Annotated in this window: 19 protein-coding genes; 14 read left to right on the forward strand and 5 right to left on the reverse strand. The window is 68.9% G+C overall.

Features of this window, described 5'->3' with window-relative positions; genetic code table 11:
- Positions 1-41 precede the first annotated feature (41 nt).
- The 3 genes from AC5LUJ_RS02730 to AC5LUJ_RS02740 all read left to right on the forward strand — a co-directional run bounded on the left by AC5LUJ_RS02730 (position 42) and on the right by AC5LUJ_RS02740 (position 2993).
- A complete protein-coding gene (locus AC5LUJ_RS02730; protein ID WP_250287252.1) occupies positions 42-878 on the forward strand; it encodes a metal ABC transporter ATP-binding protein in 837 nt (278 codons plus the stop codon).
- 216 nt (positions 879-1094) lie between these two features.
- Positions 1095-2042 (forward strand): metal ABC transporter permease, encoded by a 948-nt coding sequence (locus tag AC5LUJ_RS02735; RefSeq protein ID WP_250287251.1) that lies wholly within the window; start codon positions 1095-1097, stop codon positions 2040-2042.
- Positions 2043-2993 carry a metal ABC transporter permease gene (locus AC5LUJ_RS02740; protein ID WP_493464408.1) on the forward strand — a complete coding sequence of 317 codons (951 nt, stop codon included), beginning with the start codon at positions 2043-2045 and terminating at the stop codon, positions 2991-2993.
- A gap of 3 nt (positions 2994-2996) precedes the next feature.
- Here AC5LUJ_RS02740 and AC5LUJ_RS02745 read toward each other — a convergent pair whose 3' ends face one another.
- Positions 2997-3389: an SCO5389 family protein gene (locus tag AC5LUJ_RS02745; RefSeq protein ID WP_250286891.1), complete on the reverse strand. Its 393-nt coding sequence runs from the start codon at positions 3387-3389 to the stop codon at positions 2997-2999.
- A 253-nt stretch (positions 3390-3642) separates the two neighbouring features.
- Complete coding sequence (locus AC5LUJ_RS02750; RefSeq protein ID WP_250286893.1) at positions 3643-4863, reverse strand: ABC transporter substrate-binding protein; 1221 nt, start codon at positions 4861-4863, stop codon at positions 3643-3645.
- Positions 4864-4943: 80 nt separating this feature from the next.
- On the opposite strand from AC5LUJ_RS02750, the gene AC5LUJ_RS02755 reads away from it, so the two are divergent.
- Genes AC5LUJ_RS02755 through AC5LUJ_RS02765 form a run of 3 tightly spaced genes read left to right on the forward strand, consistent with a single transcriptional unit; the run spans position 4944 to position 9015 of the window.
- Positions 4944-6902 (forward strand): branched-chain amino acid ABC transporter permease, encoded by a 1959-nt coding sequence (locus AC5LUJ_RS02755; RefSeq protein WP_250286896.1) that lies wholly within the window; start codon positions 4944-4946, stop codon positions 6900-6902.
- Positions 6899-8314, forward strand: coding sequence for an ATP-binding cassette domain-containing protein (locus AC5LUJ_RS02760; protein ID WP_250286898.1), 1416 nt, complete (start codon positions 6899-6901; stop codon positions 8312-8314). Before AC5LUJ_RS02755 ends, AC5LUJ_RS02760 begins: the two co-directional genes overlap by 4 nt.
- 29 nt (positions 8315-8343) lie before the next feature.
- On the forward strand, positions 8344-9015 hold the full coding sequence (locus AC5LUJ_RS02765) for a PIG-L deacetylase family protein (protein WP_250292682.1): 672 nt from the start codon (positions 8344-8346) through the stop codon (positions 9013-9015).
- A gap of 897 nt (positions 9016-9912) precedes the next feature.
- Here the strand turns inward: AC5LUJ_RS02765 and AC5LUJ_RS02770 are convergent.
- Entirely contained in the window at positions 9913-11316 is a 1404-nt protein-coding gene (locus AC5LUJ_RS02770) for an NsdA family TPR-like regulatory protein (protein ID WP_250283026.1), read from the reverse strand.
- A 483-nt stretch (positions 11317-11799) separates the two neighbouring features.
- Between AC5LUJ_RS02770 and AC5LUJ_RS02775 the strand changes: the two genes are divergently transcribed.
- The 7 genes from AC5LUJ_RS02775 (at position 11800) to AC5LUJ_RS02805 (ending at position 20697) form a co-directional block, all read left to right on the forward strand.
- Positions 11800-12180, forward strand: coding sequence for a WhiB family transcriptional regulator (locus AC5LUJ_RS02775; protein ID WP_493464409.1), 381 nt, complete (start codon positions 11800-11802; stop codon positions 12178-12180).
- On the forward strand, positions 12177-12551 hold the full coding sequence (locus AC5LUJ_RS02780) for a hypothetical protein (protein ID WP_250283024.1): 375 nt from the start codon (positions 12177-12179) through the stop codon (positions 12549-12551). Before AC5LUJ_RS02775 ends, AC5LUJ_RS02780 begins: the two co-directional genes overlap by 4 nt.
- 750 nt (positions 12552-13301) lie before the next feature.
- Positions 13302-14576, forward strand: coding sequence for an ATP-binding protein (locus AC5LUJ_RS02785; RefSeq protein WP_250283023.1), 1275 nt, complete (start codon positions 13302-13304; stop codon positions 14574-14576).
- Between the two features lie 562 nt (positions 14577-15138).
- Positions 15139-16251 carry a PP2C family protein-serine/threonine phosphatase gene (locus tag AC5LUJ_RS02790; protein ID WP_250283021.1) on the forward strand — a complete coding sequence of 371 codons (1113 nt, stop codon included), beginning with the start codon at positions 15139-15141 and terminating at the stop codon, positions 16249-16251.
- A 524-nt stretch (positions 16252-16775) separates the two neighbouring features.
- A complete protein-coding gene (locus tag AC5LUJ_RS02795) occupies positions 16776-18110 on the forward strand; it encodes an ATP-dependent 6-phosphofructokinase (RefSeq protein ID WP_250283017.1) in 1335 nt (444 codons plus the stop codon).
- 229 nt (positions 18111-18339) lie between these two features.
- Positions 18340-18564, forward strand: a complete 225-nt coding sequence (locus tag AC5LUJ_RS02800) for an FmdB family zinc ribbon protein (RefSeq protein WP_250283015.1) — start codon at positions 18340-18342, stop codon at positions 18562-18564.
- A gap of 177 nt (positions 18565-18741) precedes the next feature.
- A complete protein-coding gene (locus AC5LUJ_RS02805) occupies positions 18742-20697 on the forward strand; it encodes an MFS transporter (protein ID WP_250283013.1) in 1956 nt (651 codons plus the stop codon).
- A gap of 42 nt (positions 20698-20739) precedes the next feature.
- Here the strand turns inward: AC5LUJ_RS02805 and AC5LUJ_RS02810 are convergent, their stop codons facing one another.
- Together AC5LUJ_RS02810 and AC5LUJ_RS02815 are read right to left on the reverse strand one after the other, a co-directional pair.
- Entirely contained in the window at positions 20740-21642 is a 903-nt protein-coding gene (locus tag AC5LUJ_RS02810) for an alpha/beta fold hydrolase (RefSeq protein WP_250283011.1), read from the reverse strand.
- 534 nt (positions 21643-22176) lie between these two features.
- Positions 22177-22596, reverse strand: a complete 420-nt coding sequence (locus AC5LUJ_RS02815; RefSeq protein WP_250283009.1) for a hypothetical protein — start codon at positions 22594-22596, stop codon at positions 22177-22179.
- Between the two features lie 1167 nt (positions 22597-23763).
- On the opposite strand from AC5LUJ_RS02815, the gene AC5LUJ_RS02820 reads away from it, so the two are divergent.
- Positions 23764-24894 (forward strand): DegT/DnrJ/EryC1/StrS family aminotransferase, encoded by a 1131-nt coding sequence (locus AC5LUJ_RS02820; protein WP_250283007.1) that lies wholly within the window; start codon positions 23764-23766, stop codon positions 24892-24894.
- The last annotated feature ends 60 nt before the right edge of the window (positions 24895-24954 follow it).

The following is a 24954-nucleotide window of genomic DNA, read 5'->3' on the forward strand; positions in this document are numbered from 1 at the left end:
TGAGGCATGGTCCGCCAGGGCCTGCGGTGAGGCATGGTGAAGTGAAGCAACAGGTGGTCGGCTCCCAGGTCGACGGCGGTGCCGACGTCGACGCTGGTACAGCTCCCGTGGACGCCGACGACGGTCTCTCCCCCGTAGTGGTCTTCGACCGCGCAAGCGTCGCCTACGGCCGGGTGCCCGTCCTCGAGGACGTGGACGGGGTGGTGGGCGCGGGGCACATGGTCGCCCTCATCGGCCCGAACGGGGGCGGCAAGTCGACCCTGATCAAGGCGATCCTCGGGCTCGTCCCGGTCGTCCGCGGCCGCATCCAGGTGCTCGGGCGGACACCGGTCCGGGCCCGTCAGGACGTCGCCTATGTCCCGCAGGCCGACACCCTGGATCCGGACTTCCCGGTCTCGGTCGGCCAGGTCGTGCTGATGGGCCGCTACCGCCAGATCGGCTGGGTACGCCGGCCGCGCCGGCCCGACCGGCTGATCGCCGCCGAGGCGCTGGCCGCGGTGGGGCTCGCCCACCGCGGTGGTGACCGTTTCGGCACCCTGTCCGGCGGCCAGCGGCAGCGGGTGCTGCTTGCCCGGGCGATGACCCAGCGGCCCAGGCTGCTGCTGCTGGACGAGCCGTTCAACGGGGTGGACACGCTCTCCCAGCAGGCGCTGCTGTCAGCGATCGACGGTCTGCGCGCGGCCGGCACCACCGTTGTCATCAGCACCCACGACCTGTCCCTGGCGCACCTGGCCTGCGACGACGTCTGCCTGGTCAACCGGCACCAGTTCGGTTTCGGCCCGACCGCGGCGACGCTCACCCCCGAGCGGCTGCGGGCGGCCTACGGCAGCGCCGCGCTCGAGCTGCGGGGCGAAGGTGTCATCGTTGCCCAGCCGTGAGCCACCCGTCCACGGGTCAGTACCTCGGATGCCTTCGGTATCACCCCAAATAGGGGTAAACCGGGTGGCTTACGTATCAGCCGGCATGAGCCGTACCTGGGCGGGCCACCCGTTCCCGAGCCGTCCGCCGGCGGGAGGGCCGCTGGCAAGAGGGCCGGCGGCGGCTGCACCGGCAGGCGGCGTCCCGGCAGGCGGCGTCCCGGCAGGGGATCCGCGGTGCTGAGCCGGTTGCTGCTGGATCCGTTCGCGCTGCCGTTCATGCGGCGGGCGCTGGTCGAGGTGCTGCTGCTCGGTGCGCTCGCGGGGGGCGTCGGGGTGTTCGTGGTGCTGCGCCGGCTGGCCTTTCTCGCGGACGCGCTCAGCCACGCCGTCTTCCCCGGGGTCGTCATCGGCTACCTGGTGTCGGGGCAGTCGGGGATCGTCCCGGGGGCACTGGTCTTCGCGGTCCTGGCGGTGGTGCTGTTCACCGTCGCCGCGGCCAGGGCGCGGGTGGGCCAGGACGCCGCGCTCGCGATCCTGCTGACCTCGTTCTTCGGGCTGGGGGTCGTGCTCGTGTCGCGGCAGCGGTCCTACACCGCCGACCTGACGACGTTCCTGTTCGGCCGGGTGCTCACCGTCGACTCCACCCAGATCACGCAGACGGCGGTGGTGGCCGTGGTGGTCGGCCTGGTGCTGTACGCGCTGCGCAAGGAACTGCTGCTGCGGACGTTCGACCAGCAGACCGCGCGGGCCATGGGCTACCGCGTGGTGCTGCTCGACCTCGTCCTGAACCTGATGATCGCTCTGGTCGTCGTCGCCGCGGTCAAGGCTGTCGGGACGATTCTGAGCATCGCGCTCCTGGTCGTTCCGGCGGCCGCCGCCCGGCTGCTCTCCGACCGGCTGCTGGTCGTGACCGGGCTCGCGGTCCTCTTCGGCGTGCTCGGCGGCTGGCTGGGGCTCGCGGCCAGCTACGAGGCGTCGATCAACCACGGGGTGCGGCTCGCCTCGGGCGCCACGATCGTGCTCGCGCTGGTCGTGTTCTACCTGCTCGCGCTGGGCGTCGGCCCGCTCGTCCGGCGCCGCTGGCGGCGGGGCGCGCGGCTGCCGGACGAGGTCGCGGACGTCGACGGGCTCCCGGCCGACCGGCCTGCCCGGCAGGCCCACGTGGGCGGAGGCGTCCGGTAGATGGCCGCCCTGGACCTGCTGTCGGATTCCTACACTCGCCGTGCCCTGGTCGAGGCGGTGCTCGTCGGCGCGCTGTGCGGCGCGGTCGGCGTGCACGTGGTGCTGCGGCGGCTGAGCTTCTTCACGATGGCCATGACGCACGCCACCTTCCCGGGGGTGGTGCTCGCGGCGATCCTGGGGATCAATCTCTACCTCGGGTCAGGGGTCTTCGGCTTCCTGGTGGTTCTTGCCGTGGCCGCGCTGTCCGCCCGCGGTGACAGCACGAGCGTCACCGGCGTCGTGCTGTCGGGCAGCTTCGCCCTCGGGGTGCTGCTGTTGTCGGCCCAGTCGGGGTTCACCAGGGACCTCACCGCCTATCTGGTCGGATCCATCCTCACCGTGCAGGCCGACGACCTGGTGACCTCCGGGATCGTCGCGGCCGTCGTGCTGGTGGTTCTCGCGCTGCTGTCCAAGGAGCTTGTCTTCGGGGCCTTCGACCGGGACGCGACCGTCGCGGCCGGCTATCCGGCCGGCCGGCTCGATGTCGTCCTCCTGCTGCTGGTCGAGGCGACGATCGTGACCTCGGTGCCGGCGGTGGGGACGATCCTGTCGGTCGCGCTGATCGTGGCGCCGGCGGCGACGGCCAGGCTGTGGTGCGACACCGTGCGGGGCATGACCGTGCTCTCGGTCTCCCTCGGGGCCGCCAGCGGCGTTATCGGCCTGGCGGTCAGCCGGCAGTGGTCCGTGGCGGCCGGTGGCGCGATCGTGCTCACCGCATCGGGGGTCTTCGCGTTGTCGGCGCTGCTCGCGCCCGCCGTCGGGACGCCGTCCCGCCGCCGCCGGCGGGCCCGAGGGGGGACCCGGCCGGCCGGGGGCGCCGCGGGCGAGGCGAGCCCGCTGCCCGGGCCCGGTGGCGCGCCCGCGCACGGCGGTACGCCGGGCCCGTTGGCCAGCGGCGGGATCAGCGGTTGACGATCAGCAGTTGACGAACTCCGGCTGCTGGTTGAGTACCTGGCTCTCGTTGGAGATGAATCGTCGGTGCTGCTCCCCACCGACCGCCTCCGGCCGGAACGCGGCCAGGCGGTGACAGTTCTGGAAGGCGAGGGCCACGCCGAAGCGCTTCTCCAGCGCGGCCCGGATGGCGGTGCTCGCCATCGCCCGCAGCAGCTGCCCCTGCGCAGCGTCGTCCGGCGGTGGGACGAGGTTGTCCGCGAAGTCGCGATCGCTGCCGGGCAGCCTGCCCGCGAGCCGTTCGACGAGCTCGTAGGCGTACGGCAGCGAGTCGCGCACGCAGGCGAGGAAGGCGTCGTCCGGGACGTGGCCGCGTTCGGCCTGGGCGAGCAGGTCGGGGGAGACGGTCAGGGACACGGAACCTCCTGGGCGCTCGGGGTGGTTCATCCGAGCGGAACTGTCCCCGATCTGGAAACCGTTGTCAATACGGATTGCATCGAGGCGGTCGCGGGCTGGCCGTCCCGGCGCCCGTCTCGATGCCAGGATGCAGGGCCGTCGTGCGCGTGAGGGTGCCGCGCGGGCGCCGGGGATGCCGCGCGGGCGTCGGGGATGCCCGGCCCGCCGGCGCCGCCAGCGATCGGCGGTGCCGGCGGGCCGGTGAGCCTGACGATCATCCGATCAGTGACATGAGCCCGCGGCCGTCCACCCAGGTGCCGGTGGCGTCGACGAACCTTCCGTCCGACCACCGCAGGATGCGTACCGCCGTGTTGCAGACCGCCGGGAACGCCTTTATCAGGGTGCCGTCACAGGTGAACGGATGGGCCATCACGTTCGGATGGTCCCGGGCCGCCCTGAACGCGTCCCGCAGATCTCCGGAGGTCGTCTGTGTGATCTCGGCGAGCAGTGACCGTACCGCGAGAACGGTCGAGAAAGACGCCTGTGACAACGGCGAGCGCGATGCTTCCGGTACATTATCACGGAATGCTTTGGCATCCTTGTCATCACCGGTCGAGTCGAGCGGAAGATAGCTGGAGGCGAAGTTCATGTTACTGGTGGCCTGGCCGCCGGCACGTGCCACCGCGGCCGTCGCACAGGAGCCGACGAAGTATATCGGTGCTTTCACCTGAAGGCTGCCGGCGGCCTGGGCTATACGGGCACACGACTGGGCCGGGAAAACAACGACGATCGCGTCCGGGTTCCCGGACGCGACCTGGCTGACCGCCGGGGCGAAGTCCGCCGTGTCCACTTTCTCCGATACCAGCTGGATCTCCGAGACTCCTTTCTTCTGCAGGATGCTCCTGGATCCCTGAATGGCGGCGGTCAGCAGCCCGGGCAGGTCCGCGTACAGGGCGTGAACCTTTGTGACATGCCTGGTGGTGGTCAGGTACTCGGTGATCCCGAGCAGTTCCGTGAGCGTGCCACCGGTCAGCGAGAAGGAGTTGGGCGAGCTCAGCTCCCCGCTCAGCTGGGGTGATCCGCTGACATAGGGAATGCCGGCCTGCTGGTAGAGCGACATGGCCGCCTCGGTGCTCAGATCCACCCCGCCGACCACGGCCACGGGGCCCGCGGCTATGAGCCGGTTGGCACAGTCCTGGGACGACTCCGGTGAGCCATTTGTTGCACAGGGGACGAGTTCGAGCGGCCGGCCGTGAACCCCGCCAAGCACGGCGTTGGCGTAGGCGACGGCCCTCTCGGCAGCTATTCGTGTCTCGGGAAACGACCCGAGCGGGGTGTTCTCCATGGAGACGAAGCCGATCTTGACAGGCGGCCCGTTCAGGTGGTTTGCGGCCTGACCTGGGCTGTTGGAGCCGCTGCCGCGCTGGCTGGTGCACCCGGCGAGGACGGCCAACGTGACTGCGGCTGCTGCGACGACACGGCGGGACAGCGTCATATTGCCAGAAGTTACACTGCCTTAGCCCACAAGGCACCGTGTTGGTCCGCAACGGGCTGCCCTGTCGATTGGAGAGCGCTGTGTCCACGTATGTCGCGGCACTGATCCTGGGTCTGGGCGCGGGCGCGGTGTATGCGGCGCTGGGGCTTGGGCTGGTGCTGATACACCGCGCCTCGGGGGTGGTCAATGTCGCGCACGCCGCGTTCGCAATGTACGCCACCTACCAGTATGCGGAACTGCGGGACGTGGGGGACATCGTCCTGCCCGTCGTGGGTCTTCCGCCCCGTATTCATCTGACCGACCGCCCCACCTTCGCGCTGGCGTTGGCCGTGTCGCTGGCCATGGCCGCGCTCCTCGGCCTGCTTGTGTACTTTCTCATATTCAGGCCGCTCCGGCACGCCCCGCCAGCCCTGTCCCTGGTCGCCTCGGTCGGCCTCATGATCGCCCTCCAGGCGCTGGCGGTACTGCAGTTCGGGTCGGACAACAGGTTCATCGATTCCGTACTTCCGCAGAAATCTTTCTCCGCGTTCGGAGTGGCCCTTCCGGTCGACCGTCCGCTGCTCGCGGTACTGGTCACGGGCATTGGCATGATCATGTGGGCGGTGTCCCGCTGGACGCTGTTCGGGCTCGCCACCAAGGCGGTCGCCGAATCCGACGAGGCGGTGGAACAGTTCGGTTACCGCCCGGAGGCGGTCGCCGCGGTGAGCTGGGTCGTGGCGTCCGTACTCGGCGCGCTCGCCGGGATACTCGTCGCCCCGATCAGCGTGTTGAGCCCGTCCACCTACACTCTTTTCATTGTTCCCGCGCTCGCGGCGGCGCTGCTCGGTGGGCTGTCGTCGTTCGGCGCCACCATTGTCGGCGCGCTGCTGCTCGGCATGCTCCAGTCGGTTCTCCTGCCTCTGCAGCACGACGTCCCATGGCTCAACCAGCCCGGTCTGCGGACGCTGTTCCCGTTGCTCGTCCTCATCGTCGTCGCGGTCACCCGCGGCCAGCTCATACCCGGGCGGGCCAGGGCCGTGGCAGCGGTCGCGCGGCTGCCGCGCGCGGAGCCGACCGGACGTCCGTTGCGCGATCTCGCCGTCCTCGTGCCGGCCGGAACGCTCACGCTGCTCGTTCTCAGCGGCCCCTACCGGCTGGGCCTGGAACGCAGCCTGGCTGCCGCCGTGGTGTGCCTGTCCTTCGTCGTGCTGACCGGGTTCGCCGGCCAGCTCTCCCTCGCGCAGATGTCGCTGGCCGGGGTGGCCGGGTTCCTGCTGGCCCGGCTGCAGGGCGGTCTGGGCGTGCCGTTCCCGCTCGCGCCGCTGCTCGCCACCGCGGCGGCCACCGTCGCGGGCCTGGTGCTCGGGGCGTTGTCGCGGCGGATCCGAGGGGTCGATCTGGCCATCGTCACGCTCACCGCCGGGGTCGCCTTCCAGGAGATCGTTTTTGTGAACCCGTTGATTACCGGTGGGCTTGCCGGCTCGGTCGTCCCGCCGCCGGAGCTCTTCGGCCTCGACCTCGGGGTGGCCGGGAAGGGCTTCCCACGGCTGGGGTACGGGCTGCTCTGCCTTGGCGTGTTCGCGCTGTGCGGCTTCGGGGTGGCCCGGCTGCGCGGGTCCACGTCGGGCCTGCGCATGCTCGCGGTCCGCTCCAACGAGCGGGCGGCATCGGCCATGGGCGTCGACGCCGCCCGGACCAAGCTGCTCGCGTCCGCCGTCTCCGCCGGGATCGCCGGTCTCGGCGGATGCCTCATCGGTTACGGCCAGGGCAGGCTGTCGTTCGACTCCTTCGGGGTGTTCGCGTCCCTGTTCTTCCTGGCGATCGCGTCGGTCGGCGGGGTGATGAGCGTGCGCGGGGCGATGCTGGGCGGCCTGCTGGCCCCCGGCGGTGTGGTGTTCACGGTGCTGGACAACTTCGGCCATCTCGCGCGCTACCAGTCGTTGCTGTGCGGTGTCGCCCTGGTCGTCCTGGTGGTGGTGCGTCCGGAAGGGCTTGCCTACGATCCACGACAATCGAAGCCGGCCCGGCGGCTGGCCCGACATGCCGAGGTGGCCCGGTGACCATACGTCTGGACGTCGACGGGCTGTGCGTCCGCTACGGGAAGGTCGAGGTCGTCCACGACGTGTCGTTCGCGCTGCGTGCTGGTCGGGTGACCGGCCTCATCGGGCCGAACGGCGCCGGGAAGACCACCCTGATAGACGCGATCACGGGATTCACCCCGTCCAGCGCCGGCCGGATCATCCTGGACGGGACGGTGCTGAACACACTGCCACCGCACGAACGGTTCCGCCGGGGCCTGGCCCGCACCTTCCAGTCCCTGGAACTGTTCGAGGATCTCTCCGTCGCCGAGAACCTGGCGGTCGCCGGGCCGGAACCCGCCTGGACGCTGGAGCTGGGCGCGGTCGCGGAGCAACTGCCGGCCATGCTCAACCACGACGAACGGCTCGCCGTCGGCCTCGGCCGGGCGCTGGCCGCGGGTGGCCAGGTGCTGCTGGTGGACGAGCCGGCGGCCGGCCTGGACTCGGCCGCCCGATCCGTCCTCACCGGCCGGATACGACGGCTGGCCGAACGTGGCTGCGCGATCCTGCTCGTCGACCATGACATCAAACTGGTCTTCGAGGCCTGCGACGACGTCGTGGTGCTCAGCGGCGGCCGGATGGTCGCGCACGGCCCGCCGGCGGAGATCCGCGAGCGCGCCGAGGTCCGTGAGATCTACCTCGGCGCTCCGCCGGCCAGCACGGTACGGCTGCCCACGCAGGCCCGGCCGGAGCGGGCACTTCTCGTCGAGAAGGTCGTCAGCGGGTACGCGGGTGTTCCCGTGCTGCACGACCTTTCGCTTGAGGTCCGGGCCGGCGAGGTCGTCGCCCTGCTGGGGCCCAACGGCGGTGGCAAGACGACTCTGGTCCGCACGGTGACCGGGACGATCGCGCCGTTGGGCGGCCGGATAACCGTGCTCGGGCAGCCGGTGCGGCGGGCGCACCCGGCCAGGCTCGCCCGCCGCGGCCTGGCGGTGGTGCCGCAGGGCGGCACGCCGCTGCGCGGCCTGACGGTCCGCCAGATCCTGCGGCTGGCTGTCGGCCGCCGGCCCGGTGACCAGATCGAGAAGACGCTGGAGAGCTTCCCCACCCTGCGCCCCCTGCTCGACCGTGGCAGCGGCGAGCTCTCCGGGGGCGAACGGCAGCAGCTCGCGCTGGCCAGCGCCGTCGCCCGCCGGCCGCGGCTGCTGCTGGTCGACGAGTTCTCCGCCGGCCTGGCGACCGATCTCGCGCTCAGCCTGCTGGCCGTCCTGCGCCGGCTGGCGGACGAGCACGGCACCGGCATTCTGCTGATCGAGCAGCATGTGTCGCTCGCCCTCGCCGCGGCGGACCGCGGGTACATCCTCGACCGGGGCCGGATAGCCTTCAGCGACACCGCGGCGGCTCTCGCCGCCGATCCCGACCTGATCAATGGAAGCTATTTCGGGATGGGTTAGGGCGTGGGTGGACGTGAACGGACAGCGGCATGAATGACCACGATCCGGCGGCTGGGACGGCCACGCCGGCCGGGACGGCCGGGACGGCCCGTCCGGGCAGCGTGCTCGCGGTGATGGCCCATCCCGACGACGCGGAGCTGTGGGCCGGCGGCACCCTTGCCCTGCACGCCCGGGCGGCCGAGGTCACCGTCGCCGTCCCGCGCAACACCGCCGACCGGATGGCCGAGGCCGCCGCGGGAGCGCGCATTCTCGGCGCGTGCCTGCGCGTCCTCGACCCCGAACGGCTCGCCGTCGAGCTCCAGGAGCTGTTGGTCGAGCTCTCTCCCGAGATAGTGGTGACCCATCCGCCGGCCGACGTCCACCCGCGCCACCGGCGGGTCGCGGCGGCCGTGCTCGAGGCCCTGCCGCGGGCGGTGCTCGCCACCGGCTGCCCGCGCCGGCTCTACACCTGCGACAGCTACAACTCCCTGACCATGGACGGCCCGGTGCGGGCCACCACGATCGTCGATGTCACGGCCACCTTCGACGTCAAGCTCCGGGCACTGCGTGCGCACGGTGGCACCCAGCCGATCAGCGAGGAGTTCGCTCCCATGGCCGAGAACCTCGGCCGGCTGTGGGGCGCTCGGATCGGGGCCGCCTACGCCGAGGGCTTCGTGGCCCTGCCTGTCCTGGGGCGGCTGCCCGGTGTGACCCGTCTCTGACGGCTTGCTGACGCCGGAAAAATCGATCTTGTTTGATAGATCTTCCGTTTGGCTGATCTCCGCCGGCGCGAGCCGGTATTCGGGCGATCAGTACCCACTGGGCCCGGTCCGAGGGCGGGGCTGAATCGATCATGTTTCTTCCGTGATGGGCCCACGGGGCCGGCTGCCTGGCTGGGCCGGTGGCGGGGAGCGCGTGAATACCGGCGTGGGCGGAATACCCACCGCATACCCACCGCACGCCGGTCGTCCGGCCGGGTGGACAAACCCGGGCGGTCCGCCCGGGCGTGACCTGGCTATCAGTTTCCCGGCCCGGTGGCCGGGCAGAAAGGCCCTGAAGATCCGGATTCTTCTGCCGCTGTCTTACCGGCTGCCCTGTTCGTGGCGTGGTCCAGATGTGCCCCGCGGGTGGGCATTTGGCGGGACACTTCGGGTATATTTAACTCTCCGTAATCGTCATTACTGTAAGGATTGGATTCGTCGCCCACAGGAGTCGCCGATGAAGATCGTATATGTGATCCTCGTGTGTTCTCCGAAAGATTGGATCTTGAAAATTTGGCCTGGGTTGGGCTAGGTTGATCTATTGATGTGACGAGTATCACAGTGTTGACAATGACCTTGAAGATCATTTAATTGTGCCGAATCGGTCTTTCAGGGCAAAAGGGAAAGAGGCAGCCGGGACGGTGGTGTCGTCCCGACTGCCTCCGAGGCCCTCGGTGCCCTGTCCGGCGCCGGAACGTAGAGCCGGTTCCTGTCACGGAAACCGAATATGATGTCGCCTTCAGTAATCAGGCGGTCCGGGTCCGCCGGCTCCGTCCGGCCGGCGGAGCCGGTCCGAACCGGAGCCTCCGACCTGGAAGGATCATGGCTGTGTGGCCTGTGGAGCTGCCCGCGGGCCGGTCAGGCTGAGCCGACAGCGGTCAGCGCGACGCGGGCGTGATCCGTGAGATCGGCGGCTCCGGGGTATCCGGTAAGTTCGATCTCACGGCACAGCGTCGCCACATCTCTGCCGGCCATACCGGAGTCGAGAAGGGCCGCCTGTTCGACGGCCTGGTGCCCGAGCTGAACCGCTGCTTCGGCATCTCCGGCCCGCACGTGCGCGACACCCAACCTGGTCATGGCTTCCACCCGGGCGCGCGGGAAATCACCGGCCAGGCCCTCGGCTGCGGCATCCAGGTAGGGAATCGCGGCGGCCCCGTCGCCACTGGACAACAACGCCTCACCGGCGAACAGTGAAATACAGGGCGGCACGCACCAGTAAATATGCGGCGGATCCTCTGCCGGCTGAGACTGATTGATGAGATGAACCGCGTCCTCGGCAGTTCTTGCGGCCGAGGCGCTTTCACCCGCCCGGCCGTACGCGAGAGCGAGCGCGCCGGAGATGGCTGCTTTCTCGGTGGCGGTCATCGCGGTGCGGGCGCCGGCCTGGGCCGAGCGGAGCATGGTGATGGCGTCGTTCGGGTCGCCGTACCAGGACGCCTGCTCGGCCATGCAGCGCAGGATGTTGGCCCCCAGCGCCGGCTGCCCGGCCTCCCCAGCGGCCCGTAGCGCCACCATCCACAGGCGCTGGGCGCCCCCGTGGTAGCCGCTGTCGAACGCGGCCCAGCCCGCCAGCCGGGCGAGCTCCGCGGCGACGGCGTACAGCCGCGCCTCGTGGGCGTGGCCGTACAGCGCGGTCCGCAGGACGCGCACGGCGACCCGCAGCTCCGCCATGGACAGCTCGTATATGTCATCTCCTCCGAGAACGTCATCCATTCGGCGAAGCGTTTCGACCCGCCGCTCGAAGCCGGCGACGAGCGAGTCGCTCACACGCTTTCCCTCGAGTGTCGCGGCGAGCCCGGCTGAATCGGTCATGAGCCAGTGGTGCGCGACCGATGTCAGTGCCACGCCGGACACACTCAGAAACTTCCGCCTTTCCATGTTGGCGGTCACCTCCTCGAACCCGACGTTCAATCCGTCAGGTCTCCACAGAAGGTCGAGATCGGCGTCTGCCCATCGAGCCTCCCCATCGTCAACTGAATTGGCCAGGAGTGCCAGGGCCCCGCTTTCGGGCCCGGTGTAGTCGCACGCCCAGCCTAGGGCAACGACATTCGTGCAGTAATAGCGAGCAAGGAGATCACAGTGTTCCCAGCTTGGGCGCTTGCCGCCCTCGTACTCCGAGAGGCGCTGTGCGGTCAACGCATCCCACGGTCTACCGATGTCCTCGGCGAGACTCTTGATCTCTTCCGCTGCCCGCGCCAGAGACAGGCCGCGGATCTGGCGTGCATGCTGCAACGGACCGATGGTAACCCTTCGAGGAGGCATCTGACCTTCTCCCATTTGGCCGTCATGTCAAGGCATGTACTCGGAACGTAGCCAACCCCCCCACCGGAGTCTAAGGACCCGCGGTCATCTGTGGTGAGTCGTTGTTCCTGGTTGGCCCGCGGGGGAGCACCTTGATTTTTCCCGGATTCCGCCCCCGCGGGTATTCGTCGGCCCCGTATGCGGCCCCGGCCGGAACCCCGCCACGGTGGGACTCGGGCACACGCGGAGTATCCGGACGGTGATCGTGCGGATCCGTGAACTGGCCGGTAGCTGTACCACCGGGCCCTGAATTCCACCATCCCGAACGAATCAGGAGCGCCGGCTGTTGTCCTCCAGGCCTTATTTCCGGGTTCCGCGGGCCTCCGTGGGTACTATTCCCGGATCTCGCGTTCGGAAACATTGTGAGTAGACAGCAACATGGGCCGGCCATACGCTTCTGCTCGATTTAGTCTTCATCTCGACGCGACCACAGGACGGTGTCGTATGGGTAGCAGAGTTCTTGTGCTGGACGCCGACGGCGAGTTGCGCGGCCAGTTCGAGGACGTGAACTCCGCATACATGTGGAGCCGGGTCCAAGCGCAGGAGCCGCAGTCCGCGGAGGATTTGGAAGTCTGGCGCCAGCGCAGCGCCTGCCGGGACGAGGACCCGGAGCTGTTCTTCCCCGTCGGTACCACCGGGCCGGCCCTGCGGCAGCTGGAGGAGGCCAAGGCCGTCTGCCGCCGCTGTCTGGTGATCCGGGAATGCCTCAACTGGGCGCTTGGCACCGGGCAGGACGCGGGGGTGTGGGGCGGCCTGGACGAGGACGAGCGCCGTGCGCTGCGCCGCCAGCTGGTCAACCCGCCGGCGCCACGGGTACCACGGTGAGCACGCCGACGTTGCAGCGCATCGCAGCCCCGGTGCCGATGGCCGCCGCGATGGCCGCGGCGATGGCCGACTGGCAGCACACCGCGGCCCGGCTATGGATAGCCGCACGTGAATATGCCGAGGCTGTGACCTCGGAAAGCGATGTCATGACGTCGCTCGCCCGGTTGATCGCCGACGGCGCGCCGGACGAGGAGATCGACCAGGCCCGTGCCCTGCTCACGCATCTGAGGGCTGTGCGCGCCGCCGTCGGCCGGCGGCTGGGCCTGACCGAACTGTCGGACGAGCTGGCTCGGGCCGGCCGGGAGCTGCTGTCCGCCGCCCCGTCGGCGGGGGAGTGCGCGATCCCACGGCCTCGGCGGGGCGCGGTCTGATGATCCGACTCGCAGGGGCGGCGACAATGATCGTCGACCGTCCTCGAGGCGCGGGCCGCGGCCCGCGGGGAACGGTCCGCCGCGGTCCCGGCGTACCGGGACGCCCACCCCGTGGCGGGAACGCCGGCGGGTTTACCGGAAATGCGGGAACTGTTACCGCGACGAAATATTCACTGCTCGTCCGGGCTGGTTGCGGCCGCCCCTTCCGGGCCGGCGCGAATCCGACCGGGAATCGTAACGACATAACGCCACGTGGATCTCCGTGCCGCACGCCGGCCACCTCGGCCGCGACCCGGTGGAGAAGGGCGGGCGCCCACCGCCCGCCGGTTGCGCCCGGCCGCTTCGGGGCCGGCTCGCGCGGCCGGTGACCATGTGGTGAAAAAAGCTCCCCAGGTGACCGCCGACAATGGCCGTGGCCCCTGGGTGAGACCCCGGCGCGGGTCATCTGGCGCTCCCCTCCGCGGATGGATGACCCGCGCCGGCCGGTACAGCCGACCAACTCACCAGATCGGATACCACTGTTTTCCCGCTCCGCCCGTGACCCCGGAGGAGAACATGGCGGGGTGGTGATCCGACTCCTTCGGAGCGCCCGCGGGCAGGATGTCACGAAATGACACTCCTGCCCGCGGGCGCTCCTCATCCTGCGTTGCGGGATTCTTGCCGCCGCCGCGAGTGCCGCCCGAGTGTGAACGACGCGACAGGTAATCCAACCTACTTGCGCACGAGTGACACGAGTGAAGGGAGCCGGCTGTGACGAACTGGCACGTGCGGTCCTACGACACCAACGATCACACTGCGACGGTCCATTTGCTTGAGGAGGTCAGAGCCGACGCGGAAGGACCGTCCTTTGACCTGACCGACACGATTCTCGCGCTGCGGGAGGGCACCCCCGCGGTCGTTGCCGTCACACCTGACCAGTTCGTGGGCGTCGCGGTCGCGAAATACGAGCGCGGGCACGCCCAGGTGGTCGCGCTGGCGATTTCGCCGGCCTGGCGCTACCGGGGGATCGGATCCGCCCTCCTCCAGGCGCTGGAGAACCAGCTGCTGCACGCCGGGCACCGCCGCATCACGACACTGCTCGCGCCGGGGCAGTTCGGTGAGCTGGCCTTCCGTAACCGGGGATTCGCCAAGACCGGACTCACGCTCTACGAGAAGTACGAACCGCTGCGTCCGGCGGACGTCACGACCGTGGAACGCTGGGGCGGCACCCTGCTGACCGCGGCCGAGTGGCATGGGCTGGCCGGTATGGCCGACGGCAAGAGGCTGGTGGAACAACGCCTGCTGCTGCCCATCAAGGAAAACGAACTGGCCGAGACGTACGGGGTCGTCACCCCGACGGCCATGCTCCTGTTCGGGCCACCGGGCACCGGTAAGACATCGTTCGCCCGGGCGGTGGCGGCACGTCTGGAGTGGCCGTTCGTGGAGCTGCTGCCGTCCCGGCTGGTCGCGGCGGGCGACGGCAACCTCGCCGCGGAGCTGCGCACGGCCATCACCGAGCTCATGCAGGTCGAACGGGTGGTGGTCTTCATCGACGAGGTCGACGAGATCGCCCAGTCCCGGGACGCGGTGGGGCCGGAGAGCCAGTCCGTGGTCAACGAGCTGCTGAAGGCGATCCCCCAGTTCCGCAACACCCCGGGGCGGCTGCTGATCTGCGCGACGAACTCGATCGCGGCGCTCGACCCGGCGTTCGTCCGCCCGGGCCGCTTCGACCTCATCCTCCCGGTCGGGCCGCCGGACGCGCCCGGACGCCGCCTGCTGCTCGACCGCTTCCTCGAACGGATCGACAACAAGCAGGTCGACATCGAACCGGTGGTCGCGGCGACGGAGCTGTTCACACCGGCCGATCTCGCGTCCATGGTCCAGCGGGCGGTGGCGGCGGCCTTCCTCCGCGCGGTCGACGAAGGGGAGCGGCTGCCGGTGAGCACCGAGGACCTGCTCGCCGCGGCCCGCTCGTCACGGCCCACCATAAGCGCGGAGGAGCTCGAGCGCTTCCGCGCCGACGCAAAGATCTTTGCTCGTAGCTGAAGCAGTGTCTGCCTCCACACCGTGTTCCCCCCGCTGACGGTCTGCCCAGGCCGGAGAGCACCCGAGGGAAACCATGGTCGCGTGCTCTCCGGTCGACTGTTGCCGATCTTTCTTTGAGGTCCTCTCCGGTGGCAGACGTGGGTGTGCCCGCCTCGCTGGCCGCCCGGCCGTCGGCCCTATGCGGATCGGGAAGCCGCGACGATCCGCGGGGCGGCGGCCGGCGCAGGCCCGGCTCCGTTGTCGATGGCGGGCCGGTATCGGCCACCTGTCGGGTTCACATCATTCGTCTGCATTGCCACCGATGGTGCACAGTTGATGTTCCCGTGTCTACTGCGGCCCAGCAGTGTTGTGTTGGGCATGTCTTGTTGGCGACTGCAACCTGTAGCGCAAGCGTCGATGATCTCCTGTGCATGGCTGGATCATGGTGGTGCCGCCGCTCGCCCGGCGGTGGGCGGCGGGGTGCGGCCCGGCCCGCGTCCCTGCCGCGTGGCGCGGCTGGCCCGTGGCCGTATCGTGGTGATCGGCGTTTCCTTGTTCGTTGGTTGTGGTCATGATGGGGACAATGCGGACAGTGCGGACAGACGGAAACGCGGTCACGGCGACCGACAGCGGCCCGTTGGGCCCGTTGGGCCTGCTGGTCGTGCTGGTCGTCGCCGACATCGTCGTCCCGCGGATCAACCTCACCGGCTTCTACGGGCTGGTGCCGCTGCTCGCCTCGGCCACCGGGGCGCCGGTCGTCACCGTGATCGTGGGGCTTGCCGCGGTGGCCGCGGGCGTGGTGTCAGGAGTCTGGGAGGACTTCGGTAGCGGGCAGCACGTCACATCCTGTGTCCTGGTCGCCATCCAGGCCGGTGTCGCCGGCTACGTCGCGGTGACGCGGCTGCGCAGGGAGAAGGAACTGGGACGCGTCCGCGCCGTGGCCGACGTGGCCCAGCGGGCGCTGCTGCCGGCCGTCCCAGGGGCGGTTGACGGGATCGCGTTCGCCGCCCGCTACCTCTCCGCGGCGGCCGAGACCCTTGTCGGCGGCGACCTGTACGAGGTGGTGACGACGCCCACCGGCACCCGGATGATCATCGGGGACGTGAAGGGCAAGGGGCTGCCGGCGGTCCGGCTGACCACGGTCGTCCTCGGCGCGTTCCGGGAGGCCGCCGTCGTCTACCCGGAGATCGAACGGGTCGCCGAGGCCTGCGCCCGGGCGGTCTGCCGGGAGGCGGGGCCCGAGGACTTCGTCACCGTCCTGATCGTCGACGTCCATCCGGACGGGATGCTGCGAATGATCTCGGCGGGGCACCCGCCGCCCGTGCTCCTGTCCGGGGGCTCCGCCCGCCCGGTACAGATCATCGAGCCCAGCCCTCCGCTCGGTATCGCCGAGCACTTCACGGTGACCACCAGCAGGTGGGATTCTGGTGACCGGCTGCTGCTGTTCACCGACGGCCTGATCGAGGCGCGCAACAGCGACCGGGCCTTCTTCCGCCTGGACGACCACCTTGCCGCGCTTGCGGCCGTCACCCTCGACGCCGCGCTGGATCGGCTCGTCTCCCACGTGCACGGCCATGTCGGCGGCAACCTGCACGACGACCTCGCCCTGCTCATCGCCGAACGGCTGCCCGTGCTGACGGCCCGGCCGGTCGAACGTGCCGGAACCCCGCACGACCGGACCGCCGGACTGGTGTAGGCGGGTACGGGCGGGCGTGCTCCGCGCTGGCGGCGGCCTCGGGGCCCCGGCCGGCCCAGGTCGTCCACTTACACGCCCTCCGTCTTTTTTGTCACTTCCTGTTTCGCGCGTCGTTAGTCATCTCACTCCTGGCTCGTGCGGGCACCGTTGCCGGGACGGCCCGGCTGTGGGCCGGCGCTGACCGCGACCTGCTGCCAGGCCGCCGCCCAGCCGCCAGCGGCCGCCGGCAGCCGGCCCGGGTACCGTTCCCACGTGTATCCACCCGGTAAAGGACGGGTTTCATCCGCCGTCCGTTGTTACGTGGTTTGTGGTCTCCCGTATCGGCATCGGGAGCTCGGCCGGTACGCTTTGACGCGAGTGGGCGAGAAAGGAGATCTGACGGTCGTGGTGCGTCTCACTCGAGAATATCTGCTTTGTGTCGGAAATTCGGCTGGTGCGGCGGCTGGTCTGCCGGCCGGCCGGCTGCCGGCAGACCAGCCGCCACCCGGGGGCCCGCTCCCGGGGTCGCCGAGGGCGTGTTACTGATGGACGATGTCCCGGATGCTTCGGTCAGGGTGCTGGGGCCCTGCCGGATCGAGTCGCCGCTGGCGCCGCTGATCGACAACAAGCGGACGACCCAGCACTACGTCGACGAGGACGACCGCGTACTGCTCGACGACACGCTGTCGATGGTTTCCCGGCGCAACGTGTCACTGGACGACCTGCCCGGCTTCGAGCCGGCCGGGGCGCGACGGAAGATCTTTTTTGACCCGTCGAAGACTCGGGTCGGAATCGTGACCTGCGGGGGGCTCTGTCCCGGCCTCAACGACGTCATCCGAGGCCTGGTCCTGGAACTGACCTCCCACTACGGCGTCACCCGGATCTTCGGTTTCCGCAACGGCTACCAGGGGTTCATCGCCCGGTACGCCCACAGCGTGCTGGACCTGACCCCGGAGCTTGTCAGCACCATCAACGAGAACGGCGGAACGATCCTCGGCACGTCCCGGGGCCAGCAGGACCCGGAGGAGATCGTCGACTGCCTGGAGCGGATGAGCATCACCATCCTGTTCGTGGTCGGCGGCGACGGCTCGCTGCGTGGCGCGCTCGAGATCGGCCGGGTCGCCCGCGAGCGCGGGGACAAGATTGCCGTTGTCGGCGTGCCGAAGACGATTGACAACGACGTGCCGTACATCGACCAGAGTTTCGGTTTTCAGACCGCCTTCTCGAAGGCGTCGGAATCGATCCGGGCGGCGCACGTCGAGGCGACGTCGTCGCCCAACGGTATCGGGGTCGTCAAACTCATGGGCCGGCACTCGGGTTTTCTGGCATGTTACGCGTCCCTGGCGAACAGCGACGCGGACGTCGTGCTCGTCCCCGAGGTGCCCTTCAGGTTCGAGGGCGAGGGCGGTCTCCTGCGTTTCCTGCACAGGCGCGTCGAGGAGCGGGGGCACGCGGTCGTCGTCGTCGCGGAAGGCGCCGGCCAGGACCTCCTCGCCCAGGAGGAGCCCCACACGCCCCAGGGCAGCGACGCCTCGGGCAACGTGAAGCTGCGGGACGTGGGCAAGTTCCTCACCCGGCGGATCACGGACCACTTCAGCGCCGCGAAGACGGAGGTCAACCTCAAGTACATCGACCCGAGCTATGTGATCCGCGGCGTGCCGGCCAACCCCTATGACAGTGTGTACTGCATCCGGCTCTCGCATGCCGCGGTGCACGCGGCGATGTCCGGCCGCACCGAAGTGATCGTCGGGCGGTGGCGCCGCCGGTTCGTGCACGTCCCGATCACGATGGCCATCAGCCACCGCAGCCAGGTCGATCCGGCCGGTGACCTCTGGCTGTCGGTTCTGGAGGCGACCGGCCAGCCGGTCCGGTTCTGCTGACCGGCGGCAACCGGCCCGTCCTAAGATGGCTCCGGACGAGAATCCGCCACCCGGCCGGGCCGCCTGGACGGCCGGGAACCCGGGCCCGCGGCAGCGCGAGGTCCCGCGAGGTCCCGCGAGGACCACTGTCGCGCTGCCAGCGGCCCGGACCGGCGGGCGTGTGGGCGGGCCGTGATCGCGGCGACGGTGATTTGTCATCGCGGTGGAGCGGTCGGCGTAAAATCAGCCCGTGCCTGCGTACCAGTACCGTTGCCGTACGTGCGAGACCAGTTTCGAGGTGCGACGCGGCATCACCGAACCGGCCGCCGCCGACAATCCATGTCCGCACGGCCATATCGACACCACTCGGCTGTTCACCGCCGTCGCTGTCAGCCGCGCGGGGTCGGCGTCGGCCCCGCCGCTGCCTGTTCCGTCCGGCGGTGGCGCCTGCTGCGGCGGCGCCTGCTGTAGCTGATCATCGGACGATCCCAGAAGAGCTCTCGTTGTGTATGTGACGTGAACTTGTTGTCATAACTGAGATCTTCATGCCATGATCGGAATTTTCTGTCTTCCTTGATGGGCGGAACTTGTTTAGTCTTACTAAGCAAGTTTTCGATGCGAGGCATCGCCGACGTTCGAGGAGGGGCGCCAGGTGCGGGATACGGATCATGCAGAGCCGACCACGGCGGACGACCGCGACACGGCACGACCGTCCGCCGTGGTCGACGAGCCCACCGCGCCGGGCCGGCACTACAAGTGGATCGCGCTGTCCAACACCACGTTGGGCATCCTCATGGCCACGATCAACTCCTCGATCGTCCTGATCGCCCTGCCGGACATCTTCCGTGGTATCAACATCAACCCGTTGCAGCCGGGCAACACCAGCTATCTGCTGTGGATGATGCTGGGCTTCCTGATCGTCACAGCCGTCCTGGTGGTGACCTTCGGGCGCCTCGGGGACATGTACGGGCGCGTCCGCATGTACAACATGGGTTTCGCGATTTTCGCCGTCTCTTCCGTCCTGCTGGCCCTCACCTGGATGGATGGCAGCGCGGCGGCCCTGTGGCTCATCGGCTGGCGGATCGTGCAGGGCGTGGGCGGGGCGTTCATCTTCGCCAACTCCACCGCGATCCTCACCGACGCCTTCCCGGTCCAGCAGCGGGGGCTGGCGCTGGGCATCAACGTGGTGGCCGGCATCGCCGGTACGTTCATCGGGCTCCTGCTCGGCGGCGTGCTCGCCCCCATCAACTGGCACTACGTCTTTCTGGTATCGGTGCCGTTCGGCGTGTTCGGGACCTTCTGGGCCTACGCCAAGCTCCGGGACAACGGGGTGCGGCAACGCACCGCGATGGACTGGTGGGGAAACGCGACGTTCGCCGGCGGGCTGATCACGCTGCTGATCGGGATCACCTACGGCATCCAGCCCTACGGCGGGCACACCATGGGCTGGACCAGCCCCTGGGTGCTCGGTGCGATGACCGGCGGGCTGGCGGTCCTGGTCGTGTTCGCGGTCATCGAGTCGAGGGTCGCCGAGCCCCTGTTCGATGTGCGGCTGTTCCGCATCCGTTCGTTCACCGCCGGCAACATCGCTTCCCTGCTGGCGTCGCTCGGGCGCGGGGGGCTGCAGTTCGTGCTCATCATCTGGCTGCAGGGGATCTGGCTGCCACAGCACGGCTACAGCTTTGCCGAGACGCCGCTGTGGGCGGGTATCTACATGATCCCGTTGACGATCGGCTTCCTGGTGGCCGCGCCGGTGGCGGGAACGCTCTCCGACCGGTTCGGCGCCCGTATGTTCACGGTCGGCGGTCTTGTCACCGTCATTGCCAGCTTCGTGCTTTTCATGATCATACCGGTGAACTTCTCCTATCCGTCGTTCGCGCTGATTCTGTTCGTCAACGGCATCGGTACCGGCCTGTTCTCCTCGCCGAACCGGGCCGATGTCATGAACGGGCTGCCGGCGAACAAGCGGGGGGTCGGCGCCGGTATGACGGCGACCTTCCAGAACTCCGCCATCGTGCTGTCCATCGGCCTGGTGTTCACACTCATCGTCATCGGTCTCTCCCGGACCCTGCCGTCGACGATGCTCAATGGCCTGCTGGCGCAGGGCGTACCGGACGCGACCGCGCGCACGGTGGCCGGCCTCCCGCCGATCGGCGTCCTGTTCTCGGCATTTCTCGGCTACAACCCGATGGAGCAGCTGCTCACACCGCAGACACTGGCGGCGCTGCCGGACGGTGGTGCCCACGTGACCGGGCACGCCTTTTTCCCGAACCTGATTTCCGGGCCGTTCGCGGACGGCCTCGTCGCCGTGTTCGTGTTCTCGATCGCGACACTGGTGATCGCCGCGGTCGCGTCCTTCGCCGCCGGAACCGGTCAGCCGACGGCACCCGTGTCGGGCGCCGCGCCGGTGGGCGCCGAACCTGTCGGCGCCGGGCCGGTGAGCGCCGAGCCGGTGGATGCCGAGCCGGTGGATGCCGAGCCGGTGGATGCCGAGCCGGTGAACGCCGAACCGGTGAACGCACGGCGGAAGCGGGGCGGGGAGCCGGGGACGGGGCTGATCCCCACCCATCGTCTCGGGAAAGCGGAGTCATCCGGCTATACCGGGTGACGGCCCGGAGCCGGGGGCGTTCCAGCGGCTCCTGCCAGGCAGCTACGCGATGTTCGTCCCGACCTTCGGGCGGGTCTGCGGGACGGAGTGCTGCCAGTCCGCGAGCAACGTCCGGATGCCGGTGACCAGCAGCAGCGGCTGGTCGAGCATGAGATGGTGCCCGGCGAGCGGGATCTCGATGACCGGCGCGACCCGGCCGAGCAGTTCGTACATCTCGGTACCGATGTCCGGGGTTATCAGACCGTGTTCGGCCCGGAACAGCGCGACCCGGCAGCGCACCTCCTTGAGGATCTGCGGGGACGGCCGGCGGCCGCGGAAGATCCCTGGATCGAACTTCCAGGTCCAGCCCCCCTCGACGGCGCCCATGGACGACCGTGCCACATGGTTGACGACGTAGGGCAGCATGTTGGGCTGATCGGGCACGGTCCGGAAGCGGGCCAGCGCCTCGGTCACGGTCGGGTAGACCCGCAGCGGCCCGAACGCCGTGCGCTCGCGGGCGGCCCTTTCCTCGGGGGTGACGTCGGCGACGGGGGCGTCGAGGATGACGATCCCGCTGATCCGCTCCGGGTAGCTGGCGGCGGCCATGATCGATGCCCAGCCGCCCATGCTGTGGCCGATCACGATCGGGCTGCCGGCCAGCTGAGCGTGTTCGGCGACGCCGACTATCTCGGCGGCCCAGTTCTGGAGACTGTAATCGTCACGGCGCCCACTGTCGCCATGGCCGGACATGTCGATGGCGACAACTCGGTATTCGCTGTCAATCAACGGCGCTATGTGGTCCCACCAGCCGGCATGCGCGGAGCCTCCGTGCACGAGGACGATTCCCGGCCGGTCCGGCTCCCCCCAGCATCGGTAACTGATCCGGCATCCCTCGACCTCCGTCGCATACTGTTCGGGCCGCCGCTCGAGTGCGGTCCGGAACCAGCCGGGAGTTTCGATGTTCATGCTCTGTCTGCCATGTTGGTCTGCCGTTCCGGTTATGCGGTGCTGGACGGTGTCGTAATCCAGTCTGGCCGGAATCCTGTCATCGGACGGACCGGGACGGTCCCGATGGCTGGAATCGTCGGATGCGCTCACCTGGCGTGACTGGCAGGGTGGACGGGGTGGTGCCGGCCGAAAGCCGGCACCGATCCGGGATCCGGCCGAGTTCTCCCGGTTTGTGTTCGTCGATATCCGTACGGCACACCGGGGATGCTCTCATGGCTGAATAGCAGCCTTCCTGTGTTGGGTGCCGCATGGTGCTCCCGTGCGATATGGGAACACTGTCGAGCGATATGGTCCCATATTGTGTGGCCTGCCGGCACCGGCCGGCTCACCTGGCTGGGCGGTGTGCGGCGGCGGGTTCACGTCAGGGCCGGCGTCAATACCGACGTCAACCGCTCTGCTCCGGAGCGCAGCGCCGAGCGGGCGTCTCCCACTGCCGGCCTCCGGTCGTCGATCCGGCGCGAGCCGGTGACGCTCGGCCGAGGCCGCCGCCGGTCACTCCCGGCTGGTCGAGACGAATGCCTGGACGGTCCCGGCCGAAAGGACGCCGAGCGGCTGGCCGTCGTCCTCGACCGTGATGGTCGTCTCCGCTGGTATGTCACGCAGTGCCCGATTGACCGCGTCGGTGAGGAAGTCGCGCCAGTCGAGGAAGATCTCCGGCTGGAAGGTGTCGATCACATCCACCAGCGGGCGGGCGGGGTCGGAAAGCCTGTCAAGATCTCCGACAGTGATGATCGATGATCGAGCAAGATCTTTTTCCAGATGAACGAGCCGGGCGTAGCGGACATGTGCGTCACGCATTTCGCGGGCTGCCTCGCCGCCGGTCATCGTGTCCTGGAGCTCGATACAGGGCTCCACCTTGTCGACAAGTTCCACGACACCGGCGAGGCTTCTGACAATCTTGTTCCGTGTCACCTTGTGGCTCCTTCGAGCGCGTCGCGGGCCGGCGGATTCGCGGCACCCCGAGCCCGCGGTCCCGGCGTCCGGGCCCTCCGGGCCTCTCGGATCCGTCGAGCTTTGAAGATCTTCGGGAATTTTCGGATCATCCGCTCCCGCGGCCGGGCCGCCGAGCGCCGAAAATGATCGCGCTGTCCCCGGCCTGGTGCGAGATCCGCTGGAGGCCAGGTCCGGCGCCAGATCACGAGAGCCCCTTCGTGTCCGCTGTGCCCATGGATATCCCGATCGGACTCGTATCCGTAACGAACGGGTCCGTGGCGGTGTCACGGTGCTGGGACGGGACTCGAGACGGGACCAAAGTCCTGGCCGTTCCTGCTCCCCTTATGGGCGCCTTCCCGATACGCTTGCTGTGCGTCCCGGCAGAGCGGTGAGTGATCTGCGTTCCCCCCGTACGTCAGATCATGTCTACCCTCTGCCGGGGCCTTTCATGCTGCCCGCGACCTGCCCTCATGTCTGGTCGGGCCTGATCGGCGGCCACGTGGCGGGCGCATCGGATGCCGCTCGTCCGCGCGAGCCGCGACGGCGGTGGATCCCCCCGAACGGCCAGTCCTTGGTGTCGATTGTGTCGACCTCGCCGACTCTGCCGGATATGAAGGTCTTGCCAGTCTTGCCAGTCTTGCCAGTCTTGCTGGTCTTGTCGGCCTCGTGAACACGTCCAGCGGCCGGGTGTTTCTTCCGAAGATCGATATTACTGTCCGTTTATGTAAACGTGACAGGAGGTAGTCTCCGGTCGTCGGCGAGCCGTAAAATGCGCCTGTCAGCTGATCGCAAGACCATGGTCGTGTTGTTGTGATTCGTACTCGCGGCCGTTGTGGCCGGTTTGTGGGATCGTCCAGGTGACTTGTCCCACTGTGGCCGGACGAGTATCTGTCGGACGGGTATTGGACGGCAATGAGATCTATTATTTAATGGATACGCTAAAACGTAAACCGGGTGCTCGGTGGTCATTCCTGGGCCGGGCGGGCGGCTCTCCGCCGGACGGCCGTGAAAAGGATCAGGGGAGGATGCCCGAGAGCAGGATGATCCTGACAGCCGCACGGTGGGTGAACCGGTAGCGTCGCTGTCCACCGTGCCCGGACCGGCAGGTGGTGACTTGACAGGACGCGGGACTTTGAAGGGGTGCAGATGCAGGTTCCATCAGCGCGGATCGTCTTCCCGGAGGCCGATCGCGCGGAGATTGCGTCGTCGGTGTCGGAGATACTGGCCAGTGGGGCGCTGACGCTCGGCGCGTATACGAGGGAGTTCGAGGCCGCCTTTGCCGCGGCCCACGGCGCCCCTTTTGGCATTGCTGTCAGTAGTGGCACCGCGGCGCTTGAGATTATTCTCCGGGCGCTGGACGTGGCAGGTTCGGACGTCATTATACCCACGAACACCTTCGCGGCCACCGGTTTCGCCGTCCTGCGGGCCGGCGCGGACCTGGTTTTCGCGGACGTGGACCCCGGCACGTTCGCGCTCAGCGCGGCCACCGTGGCCGCTGTACTCACACCGCGTACCCGGGCGGTCGTTCTGGTGCACATAGGCGGCCTGATCACTGCGGAAGCCGACGCTATTCGGGCGCTGTGTGACGAACGGGGCATTTTTCTGGTCGAGGACGCGGCGCACGCCCACGGGGCGAGTCATGACGGCCGCCCCGCGGGGTCCTTCGGCGTGGCCGCGGCGTTCTCGTTCTACCCGACCAAAGTCATAACCAGCGGCGAGGGCGGGATGATACTCACCGCCGACGAGCGCGTGCGGGACGACGCGGTGATATTCCGGGACCAGGGGAAAGCCGGTTTCCTCGGCAACGTCCACATCAAACAGGGCTACGCCTGGCGGCTGAGTGAGCTGCACGCCGTGACCGGACTGGTGCATCTGCGCCGGTTGTCCGAATTCCTTGAGGTCCGCCGCCGGGCCGCCGCCCGGTACGACGCGGGACTCGACCAGATCGACGGGATCGAGCCGGTCCGGGTGCCGGCCGGCGGGTACGGCAACTTCTACAAATATCTGGCCCTGCCGCGTCCGGGCATTGAACGGGCCCGGCTGAAAAAGGAGCTCAAGGAGCGCTACGGCGTGTCACTGTCGGGCGAGGTGTACGAGGCACCCCTGCACCAGCAGCCGGCCTTCGCGTCGTATGCCGGCGGCAACCTGCCGGTCGCCGAGGATCTGTGTGCCCGTCACGTGTGCCTCCCGGTCCACTCGGACATGACCGGGGCCGAGGTGGATCATGTGCTTGCGTCGCTCGCCTCCGCTCTCGAGGCCCTGGCGGTACAGCTCTGACCAGGTGATCATCGTTCGTAGCAGTTCTCGGGCAATTGCACCGGGCGACCCGGCCCGCAA

This window comes from Protofrankia sp. CiP1_Cm_nod3 (assembly GCF_982290655.1).